12 protein-coding genes are annotated in these 16,441 nt (G+C 68.7%); 4 read left to right on the top strand and 8 right to left on the bottom strand.

Annotated elements, in window-relative coordinates; genetic code table 11:
- Nucleotides 1-24: 24 nt before the first annotated feature.
- On the top strand, nucleotides 25-414 hold the full coding sequence (locus AACH06_RS05135; RefSeq protein WP_341424549.1) for a DUF805 domain-containing protein: 390 nt from the start codon (nucleotides 25-27) through the stop codon (nucleotides 412-414).
- 6 nt (nucleotides 415-420) lie between these two features.
- Here the strand turns inward: AACH06_RS05135 and AACH06_RS05130 are convergent, their stop codons facing one another.
- The 8 genes from AACH06_RS05130 to nudB form a co-directional block, all read right to left on the bottom strand.
- On the bottom strand, nucleotides 421-4,014 hold the full coding sequence (locus AACH06_RS05130) for an SUMF1/EgtB/PvdO family nonheme iron enzyme (protein WP_341424548.1): 3,594 nt from the start codon (nucleotides 4,012-4,014) through the stop codon (nucleotides 421-423).
- A 127-nt stretch (nucleotides 4,015-4,141) separates the two neighbouring features.
- Nucleotides 4,142-4,708 (bottom strand): polyhydroxyalkanoate granule-associated phasin, encoded by a 567-nt coding sequence (locus AACH06_RS05125; RefSeq protein ID WP_341424547.1) that lies wholly within the window; start codon nucleotides 4,706-4,708, stop codon nucleotides 4,142-4,144.
- A 46-nt stretch (nucleotides 4,709-4,754) separates the two neighbouring features.
- Nucleotides 4,755-5,285: a class IV adenylate cyclase gene (locus AACH06_RS05120; protein ID WP_341424546.1), complete on the bottom strand. Its 531-nt coding sequence runs from the start codon at nucleotides 5,283-5,285 to the stop codon at nucleotides 4,755-4,757.
- Between the two features lie 92 nt (nucleotides 5,286-5,377).
- The gene (locus tag AACH06_RS05115; RefSeq protein ID WP_341424545.1) at nucleotides 5,378-7,273 is read right to left on the bottom strand and encodes an AAA family ATPase; all 1,896 of its coding nucleotides are present in this window, start codon (nucleotides 7,271-7,273) and stop codon (nucleotides 5,378-5,380) included.
- A complete protein-coding gene (locus tag AACH06_RS05110; protein ID WP_341424544.1) occupies nucleotides 7,266-7,508 on the bottom strand; it encodes a hypothetical protein in 243 nt (80 codons plus the stop codon). The genes AACH06_RS05115 and AACH06_RS05110 overlap by 8 nt, the downstream gene beginning before the upstream one ends.
- Nucleotides 7,509-7,969: 461 nt before the next feature.
- Nucleotides 7,970-9,256 carry a cardiolipin synthase ClsB gene (gene clsB, locus AACH06_RS05105; protein ID WP_341424543.1) on the bottom strand — a complete coding sequence of 429 codons (1,287 nt, stop codon included), beginning with the start codon at nucleotides 9,254-9,256 and terminating at the stop codon, nucleotides 7,970-7,972.
- Nucleotides 9,253-10,065 carry an endonuclease/exonuclease/phosphatase family protein gene (locus tag AACH06_RS05100; protein WP_341424542.1) on the bottom strand — a complete coding sequence of 271 codons (813 nt, stop codon included), beginning with the start codon at nucleotides 10,063-10,065 and terminating at the stop codon, nucleotides 9,253-9,255. Before AACH06_RS05100 ends, clsB begins: the two co-directional genes overlap by 4 nt.
- The gene (nudB, locus tag AACH06_RS05095) at nucleotides 10,062-10,559 is read right to left on the bottom strand and encodes a dihydroneopterin triphosphate diphosphatase (protein WP_341424541.1); all 498 of its coding nucleotides are present in this window, start codon (nucleotides 10,557-10,559) and stop codon (nucleotides 10,062-10,064) included. Before nudB ends, AACH06_RS05100 begins: the two co-directional genes overlap by 4 nt.
- Nucleotides 10,560-10,805: 246 nt before the next feature.
- On the opposite strand from nudB, the gene AACH06_RS05090 reads away from it, so the two are divergent.
- The 3 genes from AACH06_RS05090 to AACH06_RS05080 are packed head-to-tail and all read left to right on the top strand — an operon-like array spanning nucleotide 10,806 to nucleotide 16,427.
- Nucleotides 10,806-11,690, top strand: a complete 885-nt coding sequence (locus tag AACH06_RS05090) for a hypothetical protein (protein ID WP_341424540.1) — start codon at nucleotides 10,806-10,808, stop codon at nucleotides 11,688-11,690.
- Nucleotides 11,691-11,697: 7 nt separating this feature from the next.
- A complete protein-coding gene (locus AACH06_RS05085) occupies nucleotides 11,698-13,497 on the top strand; it encodes a cytochrome c3 family protein (RefSeq protein ID WP_341424539.1) in 1,800 nt (599 codons plus the stop codon).
- Nucleotides 13,494-16,427 (top strand): hypothetical protein, encoded by a 2,934-nt coding sequence (locus tag AACH06_RS05080; protein WP_341424538.1) that lies wholly within the window; start codon nucleotides 13,494-13,496, stop codon nucleotides 16,425-16,427. The genes AACH06_RS05085 and AACH06_RS05080 overlap by 4 nt, the downstream gene beginning before the upstream one ends.
- Nucleotides 16,428-16,441 lie beyond the last annotated feature (14 nt).

Raw genomic sequence — 16,441 nt, 5'->3', positions numbered from 1 at the left:
CCCGGCGTGGAATACTGGCTTCATATGTTCGCGCTGGCCTTTGCCCCCTCGCCGTACCTGCTGAGCGGCGACTCGACCCTCGCACAACTCTATCTGGGCTTCAACGGGCGGCTGACTCGCCGATCCTTCTGGCTGCACGGGGTGCTGGGGCTGACGGTGTTCAGCCTGGTGGCGATGGCGTTGTTCGAGATTGCCGGCATGGCGCCCGAGCGGGCAGAGGCCACCGCCAACCTGCTGATCGTGTGGCCGCTGCTGGCCATTTCAGCCAAGCGCTGGCACGACCGCAATCTCTCGGGCTGGCTGGCCCTGCTGCTGCTGTTGCCGGTGGTCGGGCAATTGATCGCGCTGGTGGTCAACGGCTTCCTGCGGGGCACGCCGGGCGAGAACCGATTCGGCCCGGCGCCGCAGCGCTGAAGGCCGTCACGCCGGGCTCGGCGCCACGTCGACCAGAGCCACTCGCAAGCCCACCGTGTCGTCGTGCTCCCACGGCATGCGGCTGACACGCACATCCCACTTCGCGGCGTCCAGCGAGTGTTGCCACGAGCCGCCGCGCAACGACACGCCGGGGTAGTCCCGCAGACCCTCTTCGGCGTATCGCATCGGCCGCGCGCTGTCGATGCGACGGGCCTCGCCGCCGACGGGCGGCAGCAGGTTGTCCATCCACTCCCAGACGTTGCCGGCCAGATCGAACACGCCCAGCGGGCCGGGTGGAAACAGGCCCACGGACGAGGTGGATCCCAGGCGCGTGATGTCGACATTCGCCAAGGGCGAGGCGGCCCAGTTGGACAACGCTCCCGGGCCGCCCCATGGCCATTCGCGTGCGTCGACATGATCCACATTGCGCGCTTGCACGCAGCGCGCCCACTCTGTCTCGGTCGGAAGCCGAACACGGTGACGGCCGATTCCCGCCATCTCCAACTGCTTGTGCAGGCGCAGCGACAGCCACGCCGCATACGCGCGGGCCTCGTACCAGCAGATGCCCACCACCGGGCGCCCCGGCGTGGCCCGCTGCTCGCTCCAGCGCCATGGCACTTGCCGGGTGGCCAGCGCCCGCATCGAGGAGGGGTTGATCGATGCGTGGGCCACCGCATCGAACGCCCCCATGCGCCAAGCGAGGCCATCGGCGTCCCAGAGCTGGTCTTGGGCATAACCGCCGTCGTCGATGAAGGCCTCGAACTGGCGCACTGTCACCAGCGTGCGGCCCAGGTAGACCGCTGGCGCACCGTTGCCATCGGGCGGCGTGCGAACGAAACCGGGCACCGGTTCTTCTTCGGGTGTGCTGTCTTGCCACCCATTGCCATCGGCAGGCACCACCCGGGCGCGGCGCCGCGGCAGCCAGGCGAGGCCTGAGTCGAACTCGAACACCGGATCTCCGATGGCGCCCAATTGGTCCGCCGCCGCGGCACGCAGCGGCAGCGGTGTGGCCGCATCACCGACAAGGGCCGCCAGCGGCTTCTGCAAGCGGCGCATCACCACCCCCAGACCCAGCGGCGTGTCGAGCCGGTAGCTGGCCAGCACCGCATACGGGCGGCACAGGTCGAGACACGCTTCGGGCGGCATCGGCATCGAGGCCAACTCGGGCGGTTCGGCAAACGCGGGCCAGGGCCGCGACTTCTCAACACTGTCGGGATCGAGGAAGGGCGCCAGCACCGCCAGCGCTTCCAGCAGGCGGCGAGGGTCCAGCGACGTCTCCTGGTGCAGAGCTGCCGCCAACCGCGCCAACGACGGCGTATCGACCACCTCGCCCGGCTGCAGACCCAGGCGTTCGACCAGCGAAGCCCGGGTCGAGGCATCTGAGCTGCGCATCAGTTCCATGAACTGGCCCGGCTGCACCGGGCGCGCGGGGCGAGACACCTGAACTGGCGGCGACGGCACCTGCGGTGGCATCACCGGTGAGGCAACAGGCGACATCCCCCCCGGCGATACGACGGGCGCCGGCGCTGCCGTCTTGGTGGCCACGGAGGGCGGTGGTGGCACCACGCCAGGGGCAGGCGCGCCTGCGGTGGCGCTGGCGCCACCCGTGGCGGGCAACACCTGGTCGCTGAAGAGGTTCAGGTAGTCACGCAGCAGCGGCACCGCGCCCGACGTCCAGCCGGTGGCATAGGCCATGGCACCGCCCAGCCGCAGCGGCGCAAAGGCATGGCGCTGCATCTCGCGAAAGCCGCTGAGCGCCGCCGCCAGGGGCAACCGCACCTGCTCCACCGAGTAACGGTCACTGGCCGACAAGCCGGCGCCGCCCAGGTAAGGGCCCCAGGATTCGCGCATCGGGCTGAAGGGCACGCCCTCTTCCACTGCGATATTCGGTGTCGCCGGCTGGGTGGATGCGCCCGCCTGCGACCCCAGCGCCACCCAGCGGTACAGATCGGCATCGGACACTTCGAGGGTCATCAACTGATCAGCCGCGCTCTTGCGCCAGATGAACACCGGCTCGCGTGCCGACTCTTGCACCAGGTAGGCCCGCATCCAGTGGCCGAACAGCTCGGGCCGCCGGCGCAGCAGCCGGAAGATCTCGGGCGCAAAGAGTTGCAGCAACACGCAGCACAGCACCATGCGCGCATCAGCGGCCTGGCCGGTCGGGTTGAAGCTCACGGGCGGGGGCTGAAGCGGCGAGCCCTTGGCGATGAACACCTGTTGGAACTGGTGCATCAGCTCCAAGGTACGGGCCAGCTTGCGGGGCACGAAGGCATCGAAACTGTCGAGCAGCAGCGGAACCAGGGTCGAAGGCACCAGGTCCCCGGTCGACGGATCGGGCACGAACCACAGGCGCGTCGGCACGCCACCCGCCGGCACCGGGTCGCTCGCGGTAGGCGCCAGCAGCCGGTCTTCCTGGCGCCGCAGAAACTCGACCGCCTGCGCCCGCGTGAGCTGCGGCAACCGGAACGGCAGGTGCACGATCTTTTCCAGGTACTCGAAGCCGGTGATGGGCATGTCCGGCTTCAGGTGCTGAATGCGGTAGTCGCGGTAGCGGTAGCTGATGCCGCGCTCGATCACCTCGTCGTCCAGCGCCACCACGAAAGCGAAGCTGTCGACATTGAGCACCGTCTTGATGACTTCGAGCACCTCGACCGCTTTTTCCGGCAGGCAGCGGTCCAGGTCGTCGACGAAAATGACGAAGTTCAGATGCAGATCCTGCCGCAGCGTGGTGTAGCCCAGGCGCTTGGCATCGCCGGGCGTGATGTGCGACAGCTCGGCCAGGTAGCGATGAACGTTGTAGTAGTAGCGGCCGTCGGCGCTGGCGGTCGGCGTGGCATGGCCGGCCGGCGCTGGCGGCGGCGATGCCGGGTCGGCAGGTGGGCCCGCCGTCTTGCCGCCCTCTTCCGGCGGAATGAAGCGGGCTGCCGTTTCTTCCACCCAGCCCAGCGTGCGCTCGGCGACTGCGCCGAAACCGAAATAGCCACCCGCCAGACTCGCCGTCGTCTTGACCAGGCCGTTGCCAGCGATCTTGTGGGCCACCTTCGCCGCAGCCTGGAAACCCTTGGCCACCTTGGCCAGCTCGCCGGCCACGGCCTTCGCGTCTTCCTGCCGGTCTTTCAACAACTGCCGCGCCTGATCGCCAAACGATGCCGCGTCACCCAGCGTTCGTTGCACCGCCTCGGCCAAGTGCATCAGCAACGGCACCGCCAGGTGCGGCTCGTGCTCGTACTTCCAGGGGTGAAACCACACCGGCACGGTGAGCCTCAGGGCCGGGCTGGCCGCAAAGGCATGGGGGTCGCGCGCCCGCTGGAGGCAGTCTTCCGCGTTCTGCCGGGCGGCGCGCTGGTACATCAGCTCCAACAACCGGCTCTTGCCCACGCCCCATTCGCCATAGACACCGACGACCAACGGATCACCGGTGGGCAACCCGCTCGATTCAGCCGAGCGATGGCGCGCAGCGCTGCGTGCATCGGCATCGAGCGCAAAGTTGTGGACCACGCGCCCCCACAGCGCATCGGCATAGCGCTGGTAGCCCAGCCAGTCGCGCGGTTCCGACTCGGTGACGGCCGGCCCCGAGGGCGACGACGCTGCTGCCTGCATGGCGACTCCCGCCCGCACGGTCGACGGGCACGGCGCCAATTCTGAGAGCGCAGGCGGGCCACCACAATGGGCACTCCACCCCTAGTTTCCGGCCCTGGGGACAGCGCTTACGGGATGGCGCGCCCGCTCAGGGCCGAGTCTTCGACAGGCGCTTGGCGTTGGCGACGGCACGCCGGCTGACGGGCGCCAGGCCGGTGCCCAGGATGCCCGCCATGGCCCGCTGCGCACCTTGGCCAGCCCAGGGCGAACGGCCGACGCCGAACATCGACATCCAGGCTTGCTGCTGCAGGCGCATCACCTGCCAACCCATGGCCCACCACGATTCGAAGAAGGCCGCTGTCTTCTCGTGGCCCATGCGCATGAACTCGCGCTGATCACGGGCCGAGGGTTGGGGCCCCGCCAGCGCCATGCGGCCCAGGCGGTGGCTGACCACCTGCGGCACCGCGAGTGCCAAGGCGACCGTTTGCGCAGCCAGTGAATGGGTGGGGGGAACTCGGCGTCGGGCCATGGCATCTCCGGAGGCATCGTTCGCCCGAGGGCGAGGTGAAACGATCAGGGCTCGAAGCCCCCACCACGGCAGGGCAAGTGCCGTGCCCGTCAGTCCGCCGGTCTGGATGCGGCGAATGCGCAGCCGCGGCGTCTCGAACAGCCACGCCGGCACGGCGCCTGCCGCGGGCTCAGCCGGTTGCGGCATGGCGGGGGTGCGGCGGTGCCACGTTGCGCCTCGAGGCCATCCGGTGTCAGCGAAGCGGCTTCGACGCGGCGGCCAGCAGATCGACATAGGCGGTCGAGACGAGCTGCGAAGGCTCGATGCCCAACTGCGCCATCAACGCCTGGGCCTCGCGCTCGCCTGCCTCGGCCGGCTCATCATCTTGCAGCACCACCTCCAGCTCCATGAAGTCGCCCAATCCCTCGACCTCATCCAGGTGCACTCGGGTGCGCCCGACGAGCAACAACTGCCGCCGCTTGCGAACCCGCCCGGCCTCGCCCCAGGCGAGCGTCAGCGTCTCGCGCAGGCTGTCCGGCGTGCTGGTGGGCGTGCGCACATAGAACGACTCTTTCGGCCCATCCTGGTCGGCGCGACGGTAGTAGATCAGCTCGCCTGAATCGGCAGAAAACGCACGCAGCTTCAGGCGCCCCTGGGGGCACTGGAAGAACGTGTCGTCCTGCCGAATCTCGACCGGCGCCTGACCACCCGCCAGAGGTTGCGCGCGAGCCAGAAGCGACGCCACGCTGTCGATGCGGGCCTTGATTTCGATGTTTCGGGGCATGGTGATGAAGTTGTCAAGGTTGCCGGGCAGCCAGGCCCGGCCACAGAGGAAGTGCAACGGCAGTCTACCCACCGACGCCTCTGGCGACGCGGCTATGCCCCCAGCCGTTCGGCACTGGCTTCGCGGAATTCGATGAGGCGCTGGGCGTAGGGGTCGAGGGCATCCTCGGGTTGGTCGAGCGGCCAATCGACCAGGGCGGCGAAGCGTGCCGGCGTCACCTCCCCGTGGCGCATCAGCTCGTCCACCAGCGCGAGCAGGGCGTCGCGATGGCTGTCGAGCAACCGGGTGGCGCGGTTGTGCTCGGCTTGCAGCAAGGCTTCCATCGGGCCATTGGTGGTCTCGACATCGGTGCAGACGTGGTCGAGACCGTCGGTGGACACATCGGTGCGGCCGATGCGCGCGCCATGGCCCAGGAAGCGCAGCATGCGCGATGCCGTTTCGGTGGCCTTGCGCAGGTCACTCTCGGCCCCACTTGAAATCAGCTCGGGCCCGAAGACGAGCAGTTCGGCCGCACGTCCGGCCAGGCTGGTGCAGATCGAATCGCGCAGGTTGCGACGTGACCAGCTCTTGCGCGAGCTGTAGACGTTGTAGCCCCCTTCGAAGCTGGCGACGTGGATCTTGATCTCCTGCGGCGCACGGCCGAACAGCAACGCATGCACCAAGCCATGCCCAGCCTCGTGCACGGCCAGCAGCGCGCGAAAGTCGGCGTTGTTGCGCTGACGAAGCCGGGTGAGGTCGAAGGGCACCGCGATCGGGTACGACTCATCTTTCCACTGGGCGATGAGGCTGCGGCCATCGGCACTGAGAAACACGGTCTCACCCGGCTGCGCACCGTGCTCGATCGCCCACAAGGCGGCCTTGGACAAGCCGGTGCCGAGGATGGCGTGCAGCGACGACAGCAGCGGCCGGGTGCCCTGCGCCGGAAAGACGGCATTGGCATAGATCTGCCGTCCCACGCTGTCGGCCAACTCGAATCGCAGCCCGCAACGGGCCTCGGTCTCGCTGGCATAGCGGTGACAGCCTTGTTCGATCAACTGCTCGTACGCGCGGCGTGACAGCGACGGGTAGACCACATGCTCGTTGCCCAGGCGTGCCACCTGCTCGGGCTTGAATCGCTTGTTCAGCGCCCGCTTCACGTCGATGACGCTCAGCTTGCGCGTCAGGCCATGGAAAAGGTCAGCGTCGCTGTCGCAGTCGTCCACGCTGGTGGCGAGCTCTTCGTACATCTCGTCCAGGTTGCCGCAGACGAAGATCAGCAGCCGGCTGTAGTCCGTCTCCCACTGCTGTTGGCCGCTGTCTCGAAACGCGCGCAGGCGCTCCTGGATCTGCTCGGGCGTCCAGGCCATCACCTCGAGCAACGGCTCGTCGAGCTTGAGGTTGCGCTGCAGCTCTTGCGCCTCCCAGCTTCTCAGCTTGAAGCGCTTCTGGCTCTCGCCGGCATCGGCGCGCTCGGCATCGAAGGCGGACTCTGCAAGCGACGATTCGATATCGCCGAGCAGCGACAGCGCGGGCGGCAGGCGGCCGTCGGACAGCAGCGCCCACACATCCTGGTAACGCTCGACACGCACCTCGGCCCGGTCCTTGTCGATGGTGCGAAAGCGCTGGAACTCGTCGAGCACCAGCATGCCCGGCTCGCCCTCGCGCACGCCGGACTGGGCCAGCATGCCCGAGATGCTGTTCGCACCGCGCCAGCCGGCGCCGTTCGAGAAGCCATCCATCTGCACCTCGACGAAGCGATCGTAGAAGCCCAGCAGTTGCGCCAGGCGCCGCACCAGTTGGGTCTTGCCGGTGCCCGTCAGGCCCCAGAGGCAGACGATGACGGGCCTTGAGACCAGCTCAGGCAACAGGTACCAGGCGCGCATCGAATCGATGACGCGGTCGATGATGGGGTCGATCCCGAACAGCTCGGTCTTGAGCTGGGCGGCGATGTCTTGCAACTGTCGATTCTTCTGCGCCAGTTGGGCACGCAGGTCGTGGGGTTCACTCATCCCAATCCTCTCTTCGCAGCAGCGCTTGCAGCGCCACCCGGTCTGCGCGGCGCTGAGCACCGCGGCTTTGAATGTGTTGGCCCGCGCCTTGCATGCCACGCTGGCCCAGGGCGCGCGCCACGGGATCACGTGGGCGGGCGCTCGATTCGAGCACCAGTGCCATGGGCTGTTTCATGCGGCGCAAAGCCTTGACCCGCCCCTTCTCCAGGTCGCGGGAACGGTGTTGTGCACTCATTCGGTTTCCGAAAAGCAAACGCCCCGGCTCTTGAAGTGGACGCAGCTGCGCCACGCGGCTGGAACCCGAGGGGTTGCTCAGTCGCAGTGGGTGGCGCAGGCCCTCAGCGGCCGGCGATCAGGTCGTCGGGCTCGAGGGCGTCAATGCAGCGGGGCTTTGCTGGCCGCGCGGCGTGAAGGCCGTGTGTGGATTCAACACGGTTCAGCCGGGGCACGGGAACCGTGTTCAGTCGAACGTCGAAATGAACAGGTGGGACATAGGAGGGATCTCCGTCATGCGGGCGCTGTCGTGGGCGCCTTCAGCAACAGGGGGCAGATGATGCAGGTGCCGGCCGCGTCGCGCAAGCGCGAGCACGGCGTCGCGTTGCGATGATCCAACGCGTGTGCCTCATGCGCTCGGGGCGTTCAACTTGCCGGGGCAGCGCGGTCGAGGCCCACTCTTGGCCGGGCTCAGCGCGAGGTTCAGTAGCGCCCGCTGAGGCCCGCCATGCGCAGGTACCAGTGCGCAGCCCAGGCCACGAAGCCGCGGCCCAGCACGGCCCACGCACCCTTCTGGTACGGCGCCACGGTGATCTGCTGCGACTGCGTCAATGCCGTCTCAAACGCATGCAACAGCTCGCCGGCAAACCCCTCGTCGTGGATGGCGACGTTCGCCTCCAAATTGAGCAGCAGTGACAAGGGGTCGATGTTCGAGCTGCCCACCGTGGCCCACTCGTCATCGATCACCGCCGCCTTGGCGTGCAGGAAGGCAGCCTGGTATTCGTAGATCTGCACCCCCTCGGCCAGCAACTCGTCGTACAGCACGCGGGCGGCGAGGCCGGCCATGCGGTAGTCGAGCTTGCCCTGCAAGAGCAGGCGCACCCGCACGCCACGCCGGGCGGCCCGGATCAGCGTTCGCCGGAACGCGCGGCCGGGGTAAAAGTAGGGGCAGACGATGTCAACCCGCCTTGCCGCCCCCCGGATGGCCTCGATGTACGCCCGCTCGATGGAGCGACGCTGGCGCAGGTTGTCGCGCACCACAAAGGCAGCGCGGACGGGGCGGCCTTCCGCGCCCTCGGCCGGCGGCAATGCGGGCAGGATGCGCAGGCGCCTCAACAGTCGGCGTGCCTGCGTCAAAGGCTCGGCGCTGCGTGCCATCGAGGCCACCTCGGCGCGCCAGTCGTGCCCGAAGGCGGCGCGTGTCCACATCGCGCGCACCGTCTGCTCGATCGGCGCCACCACCGGCCCGGCCAGCGAGACGGCGAAGTCGAGCCGAGGCGCCTCGCTGAGCCCATGGTTGAGGTCGTTGCGGTCGTCGATGATGTTGATGCCGCCCACGAAGCCGAAGCTGCCGTCGACGACACACAGCTTGGTGTGCAGCCGCCGCAGTTGACCTGGCTGCAGCCAGTTCCACCAGCGCTCCAGCGGACGGAAGATGACCAGCGACGCCCCGCTGCCATCGAGCCAGCGTTGCAGTTGCGGCAGGGCCTTGTGGGTGCCGAAGCCATCGACCACCACCCTCACCCTCACGCCGCGTCGCGCCGCCCGGGCGAGTGCCGCAGCCACCGCCTCGGCGGCCGTGTCATGGTGAAAGATGTAGGTGGCCAGCCAGACCTCATGGGTGGCTCGATCGATGCGGGCGATCAGCGCGGGGAAGTACTCGTCACCGCCGCGCAGCAACTGCGTGTCGTTGCCGCCCAGGTATTGGGGCTGGGGCAGCGCGTACCAGGCGGCCGGGTGGGCCGAGCGGACGTCGCTGGCCGTGTTCACGCCTGCTCCAGCTCCACGACAAGGGGAAGGTGGTCGGACATGCGCGCCCACGCCGAGCCGCGAGGCACCATCGTCGACAGGCAACGGAAGCCGCGCATGTAGACCCGGTCGAGCGCGAAGACCGGCACCCGCGACGGGAAGGTCACCCGCGCGCCAGGCTGGCCCGGGGGCGCCACGGCACGCTGCAAGCCGGCCTCGGCCATCAGGCCATCCAGCCGTTCGCCCCAGTCGTTGAAGTCTCCAGCCACCAACACCGGCTCGCCCGCGGGCACCTCGGCCGACACGAAATCGGCCAGCCGCTGCACCTGGCGCACCCGGCTGGCGTGGATCAAGCCAAAGTGCGCGACCACCGCGTGCAGCTTCAAGCCTTGCCAGGTGACCGGCACATGCAACAGGCCGCGCTGCTCGAAACGGTGGTCGGAGACGTCGTGGTGGCCGATGTCGCCGATGGGCCAGCGCGACAGCAGCGCATTGCCATGCTCGCCGTGGCGGGTGACTGCGTTGGTTCGGTAGGCAGACTCGTAGCCCTGAGGTGCGAGGAACTCAGCCTGCCCACCCTCGGGCCAGCCGAGCCAGGTGTGATCGAAGCGACGCGCCTCGCGCGCATGGAACAGCCTCACCTCCTGCAGGAAGACGAGGTCGGCATCGAGCGCTTCGATGCCCAGGCCCAGGTTGTGGATCTCCAGGCGCTTGCGCGGCCCCACCCCTCGCACCCCCTTGTGGATGTTGTAGGTGGCCACCCGCAGCGTCTGCGTGGAGTAGACCGTGCTCGGGGCGAAGCCGGCGGGTCGGGTGACGCGGCTGTTCATGCGGCGCCTCCGGCGATGAAGCGAGGCAGCAGCAGGATCGCCTCGGCGTTCGACGGCGAGAAGCATCGGTCCGCTGCCTCGCGCCAGGGCAGCCAGGCATAGGCCGTGTGCTCGCGCGGCGACAGCGTCACCGGCGTCCCCGCGGGCACCGTCAGCCCGAACACGTGCTCGGTGTTGTGGGTCACGCCGGGGGCGTAGCGGTGGCGCCAGCGCGGGTAGATCTCGTAGTGGTTGGCGAGTTGCCAATTCGCCAGGGACGAAGGCGGCACCCCGGGACTGCCGATGAGGATACCTGTCTCTTCGGCCACCTCGCGGGTGCAGGTCAGGTGAAGGGCCTCGTCGGCCGAGTCCTTCGAGCCGGTCACGCTCTGCCAATAGCCCGGCGCGTCGGCGCGTTCGATCAGCAGCACCTCCAACGCCGGCGTGTGAATGACGACAAGCACCGACTCGGGGATCTTGAACGGGCGGGTCGCCACATCGGATGAGCTGGACATGCGGGGATGGTAGTGCAGCCCCCCAAGCCCTTCGCACCGACACCGTGGCCGACCCGCCACCGGCTTCGACGAAGCCCTCCGAAACCACCGCCGCCCCCCTCGCCGCCCGCGACCAGAACACTCCGACACAGTTTGGCAGGCCTTCGCCCTACGTTTTTCATCACCGCGGCCGATACGACGCATGTTATAAATGTGCAAGTCGCACATTTTATCGAGACCGTGTCTGCCGTGATCCCCCCCTCTTCCATGACCGGAGCGCTGGACGCCCCCGACGGGCGTGCCGCCGTCGCTCAGGCGGCGCTGCGCCGCTTCTGGCGGGTGGCCCAGTCGGTGGTCTGGACCGCGGCGGTGGTGGCCTCGGCCTGGCTGGCCAGCCGGCTGTTGTCGATCGAGGCCGGTTCCGACACCGGCTACTGGATCGGCGTGGCCGGCGGCAGCGCCATGCTGGCGCTGTTCCTCTATCCATTGCGCAAGCGGCTGGCGGCGATGCGCCGGCTGGGTGCCACCCGGCACTGGTTCGTGTTCCACATGCTGATGGGCGCGCTGGGGCCCTGGCTGATCCTGGTGCACTGCAGCTTCCGAATCGGCTCACTGAATGCGGCGGTGGCGCTGGTGTCGATGCTGGTCGTGGCGGGCAGCGGGGTTATCGGCCGCTTTCTCTACGTCCACGTCCACCGGGGGCTGGACGGACGCCGGGCGGAACTGGCCGAGCTGCGCCAGCGCCTGCACACCACCCACGACAAGCTCGCGGCGTCACTGGCCCTGGCGCCGCGGGTGCGCCAGCGCCTGTTCGCCTTCGAGGAGACCGCCCTCGCCGCGGCATCGCAGCGCCGTGGCCTCGCCTGGGTGTGGGCCAGCAACCGGGCGGCGCGGGACACCCGGCGCGAAGTCCGCCGGCTGATCGACGAGGCGCTGGCCGATGCCCCGCCGGGCCTGGACGCCGATCGGCGCCGTCGCATCCGACGGTTGTGGCGCGAGCAAGCCTCATCGCACATCGCCCAGACGCTGAGCGTCGTGCAATTGCGTACCTGGGAGAAGCTGTTCTCGCTCTGGCACGTGCTGCACCTGCCGTTCGTCTACTTGATGGTGGCCTGCGCCGTGGTGCACGTCGTCGCCGTGCACGCCTACTGACGACGCAATGGCATGGCTGCGCATCGCACTCGCCCTGCTGCTGAGCCTGGCCGCCTTCTCTGGCCAGGCGCAAGGGCTGGAATCGGCCCTGTCGCCGGGCCCGGTGATCCGTGGCCACGCGAAATGGGAAGACCAGTGCGCCAGCTGCCATGTGCGCTTCGACCGCGCCGGACAGGACGCCCGCTGCCTCGACTGCCACAAGGACGTGGCAGCCGATCTGAAGAACCACACCGGCTGGCACGGCCGGCAGAAGCCGCAGCCCTGCCGCAGCTGCCACACCGACCACAAGGGGCGTGACATGCAGATCGCCCCACTGGACCGGAAGGCCTTCGACCACCGCAGCACCGACTGGCCGCTGCGCGAGGCGCACGCCCGGGTGAACGACTGCGCCAAATGCCACGTCGCAGGCCAGCGCTGGCGGGAAGCCCCGCAGGACTGCGCGGCTTGCCACCGCCGAGACGATGTGCACAAGGGGCAGCTGGGCGCCAAGTGCGCCGACTGCCACACCGAGACCCGATGGGCCGACACGCGCTTCGATCACTCGACCACCCGCTTCGCGCTCTCGGGCCAGCATGCCTCGGCCAAGTGCACCGCCTGTCACCGCCCCGGCCAGCCCTACACCAGCGCCCCGGACAGCTGCCAGGGCTGCCACAAGGACGACGACTTCCGCAAAGGGCACAAGGGCCGCTTCGGCGACCGCTGCGACAGCTGCCACGACGCGAAGGCCTGGCGGCCGGCGCGTTTCAACCACGACGCCGACACCGACTACGCCTTGCGCGGCAAGCACCGCGCCGCCCGGTGCGAGGCCTGCCATACCGGCCCCCTTTACCGCGAGAAGCTGCAGACCGCGTGCATCGCCTGCCATCGGGCCGATGACACCCACCGCGGCAGCCTGGGCACCGAATGCGCCACCTGCCACCAGGAGTCCGGCTGGAAGAGCGTAGGCAAGTTCGACCACGACAAGAGCCGCTTCCCGCTGCTGGGGCGACACGCCGAGGCCACGTGCAAGGCTTGCCACCGCAGTGCGGCGTACCGCGAGGTGCCGTCCACCTGCATCGGGTGCCATCGCGCCGATGATCGGCACCAGGCCACGCTCGGCGAGTCCTGCGGCAGTTGCCACGGCGAGCGTACCTGGAAGATCCCGCGCTTCGACCACAGCCTGACCCGCTATCCCCTGCGGGGGGGTCACCTGAAGGCAGCCTGCACGGCCTGCCACGCCGACGCCACGCACTACCGCGACACACCCAGCACCTGCCTGGCCTGCCACCGTCGCGACGACAAGCACGAAGGCCAGCTGGGGGAGCGCTGCGAAACCTGCCACCAGGAGCAAAGCTGGCGCAGCACCCGGTTCGACCATGCACGCGCCCGCTTCCCGCTGGTGGGTGCGCACCTGGCCGTGGAATGCCGCGCCTGCCACCGCAACGCGCGCTACCGCGATGCCCCTCGGGAGTGCGCCGGCTGCCACCGCCAGGACGACACCCACCGTGGCGCGCTCGGCCAACGGTGCGACAGCTGCCACAACGCGCGAGCCTGGCCGCTGGTGCGGTTCGATCACGAGCGCGACGGCCGCTGGCGCTTGGATGGCGCCCATGGGAAGGTGCGCTGCCAGGCCTGCCACAACGCACCGGCGCCCGCAGGCCGCGCGATCGCCGAGGTCGGGCGCGAATGCGTCGCCTGCCATCGCCGTGACGACCCCCATGACGGCGCCTTCGGTGCCCGCTGCGACACCTGCCACACCACGCTCGACTGGAAGTCGCTGCGAGCCCGCCGCCCATCGGCGCCTGCCACCCCCGGAGACCGACCGTGAAGCAACGTCTGATCCTCGTGGGAGCGGCCGGCTGGCTGCTGCTCGCCGCCCTGTGGCTGGCGCTGATGCTGGCCTGGCCCGCCCAGGCTCAGACCGGGACCCAGCCCTCAGCCAAGCGCCAGTTCGACCACACCACCACCGGCTATCCGCTGACCGGGGCGCACGCCAATGAGCGCTGCGAGTCGTGCCACGTGAACGGCGTGTTCAAAGGCACGCCGAAAGACTGCGCCAGTTGCCACACCGCGGGCGCTCGACTGGCCCGCAACAACACCGTGATGCCGCAGCAGCACGTGCCCACGGCGGCGGCCTGCGACAGCTGCCATGACACGCGGCGCTTCGCCGGCGCCCGTTTCAGCCATGCCGGCATCGCCCCGAGCACTTGCCAAAGCTGCCACAACGGCAACACCGCCAGCGGCAAGCCGCGCGACCACCTGCCGACCACCGCTTCCTGCGACACCTGCCACAACACCAGCACCTGGAACGGTGCCCGGCCCGACCACAGCGGCTTCACCGTGGCCACCCAGTGCGCCAGTTGCCACAACGGCAGCACCGCCAGCGGCAAGCCCACCACGCACATGCCGGTGGGCGCCACCAATTGCATCGCCTGCCACGGCGTGAACAACTGGAAGCCGAGCAGTTGGAACCACAGCCAGGTCGTGGTCACCGCCCAATGCGCGAGCTGCCACAACGGCAGCTACCCGCCGGCCGACGCCAAACCGGCGAATCACATCCCCTATACGCAGGTTCCCGGCGCCGGATCGGCCAACTGCGACAGCTGCCACAAGTCTGGCTTCAGCAGCTGGAACCCGGGTTTGCTGCATGCGAACTTCAGCGTGAGCAGCAACTGCGCCAGCTGTCACAACGGCAGCTTCCTGGGGGCTCGCGGCAAACCGGCTGACTCACTCCACGCCAACGTGACGGCCTGCGAGGGCTGCCACACCACGCGAAGCTGGTCCGGCGCGCAAGTCGACCACTCGACCTTCAACCAAGCCACCAACTGCGCCAGTTGCCACAACGGCAGCACCGCACCCGGCAAGCCCGCCACCCACATGCCGGTGGGCGCGACCAACTGCTACGCGTGCCACGGGGTGACCGCCTGGAAGCCCACCAAGTGGAACCACACCCAGGTGGTCGTCACCGCCCAGTGCGCCAGCTGCCACACCGGCGGATACCCGCCCGCGGACGGCAAGCCCTCCAACCACATCCCGTACACCCAGGTACCAGGCGGTGGATCGGCAAACTGCGACACCTGCCACAAGAGCGGCTACTCGACCTGGGTCCCCGGGGCGCTGCATGCCAACCTCACGGTGACCTCCAACTGCGCCAGTTGCCACAACGGCTCGTACCTGGCCGCCCGAGGCAAGCCGGCAGACGCCACGCATGCCAACGCCACCACCTGCGAGAACTGCCACAACACGCGTTCGTGGAACGGTGCGCAGGTCGATCATTCGAGCTTCAACCAGACCACCAACTGCGCCAGTTGCCACAACGGCAGCGACGCTCCGGGCAAGCCCGCCACCCACATCCCCGTGGGGCTGACGAACTGCTACGCCTGCCACGGCGTCACGGCCTGGAAACCGACGAAGTGGAACCACACCCAGGTGGTCGTCACCGCCAAATGCTCGAGCTGCCACACCGGGGGCTACCCGCCGGCCGATGGCAAGCCGGCCAACCACATCCCATACGCCCTGGTGCCGCCTTCGGCCTCGGCCAATTGCGACAGCTGCCACAAGGCCGGCTACGCGTCGTGGAACCCCGGGCGCTTCCACCCTTACTACAACGTCTCGACCTGGTGCTCCACCTGCCACACCGGCAGCTATCTGGCCGCGCGCGGCAAGCCGGCCACGCCCATCCACAACGGCGTGACCGCCTGCGAACAGTGCCACAACACCACCAGCTGGACCAACGCCAACGTCGATCACTCGGGCTTCAACCAGAGCACCGACTGCACCCGCTGCCACAACGGCAGCTCGGCCCCCGGCAAACCAGCCACCCACATCCCTGTGGGCTCGACGAACTGCTATGCCTGCCATGGCGTGAACGCGTGGAAGCCAACCAAGTGGAACCACACCCAGGTCACGGTCACCGGGCAGTGTGCCAGCTGCCACACCGGTGGCTACCCGCCCGCCGACGGCAAGCCGGGCAACCACGTGCCCTATGCGCTGGTCACCGCCACCGCTGCGGCGAACTGCGATGGTTGCCACAAGAGTGGCTACACCTCATGGAACCCTGGCAAGGTGCACCCGTACTACAGCATCAGCACACAGTGCGCCACCTGCCACAGTGGTGCGTTCCTCGGTGCGCTAGGCAAGCCGGCAGACGCCATCCACACCGGCGTCACCACCTGTGAAAGCTGCCACAAGTCCACCAGCAGCTGGACCAACGTGCAGTACCAGCACGCGCCGAACAACCAGGTGGGCTCCGGCACCTGCGACACCTGCCACAACGGCAAGACAGCCGACGGCAAACCGGCGAACCACATCCCCGTGCAATCACCGGCCGTGAAGTGCGACGGCTGCCATCGCTCGCAGGCGTCGTGGGCCACCGCCGTGACCACCAACCACTCGCTGCTGGCCGGGCAGACCTGCAAGAGCTGCCACGTGTCCACCTATGCCAGCCAGGGCCTTCAGGTCAAGCCGAGCAACCACATCCCGGAAGCCCAGCTGCTCAACGGCAGCGCGCTCGACTGCAACAGCTGCCACACCACCACCACGAGCTGGTCGTCGATGCGGATGAACCACAACGGCAGCCTGGGCGGCGGCGCGGGCTGGTGCAAGAGCTGCCATGCCAGCGGCACCAATTACCTCGGTGACATGGAGCGCAAGTCGCTCACGCACGAAGCGCGCGGTCGCACGCCGCTGGACTGCTCCGAGTCGGGTTGCCACCGCCCGCTGGGCACCAAGGGCAAGACCTACGTCGAATGGGATTGAAGCGAGGGACGCAC

This window comes from Ideonella lacteola, from assembly GCF_038066555.1.
Taxonomy (GTDB): Bacteria; Pseudomonadota; Gammaproteobacteria; order Burkholderiales; family Burkholderiaceae_C; genus Ideonella; species Ideonella lacteola.
The sequence above is the reverse complement of the archived record's forward strand: the minus strand, read 5'-3'. Positions and strand labels throughout refer to the sequence as shown.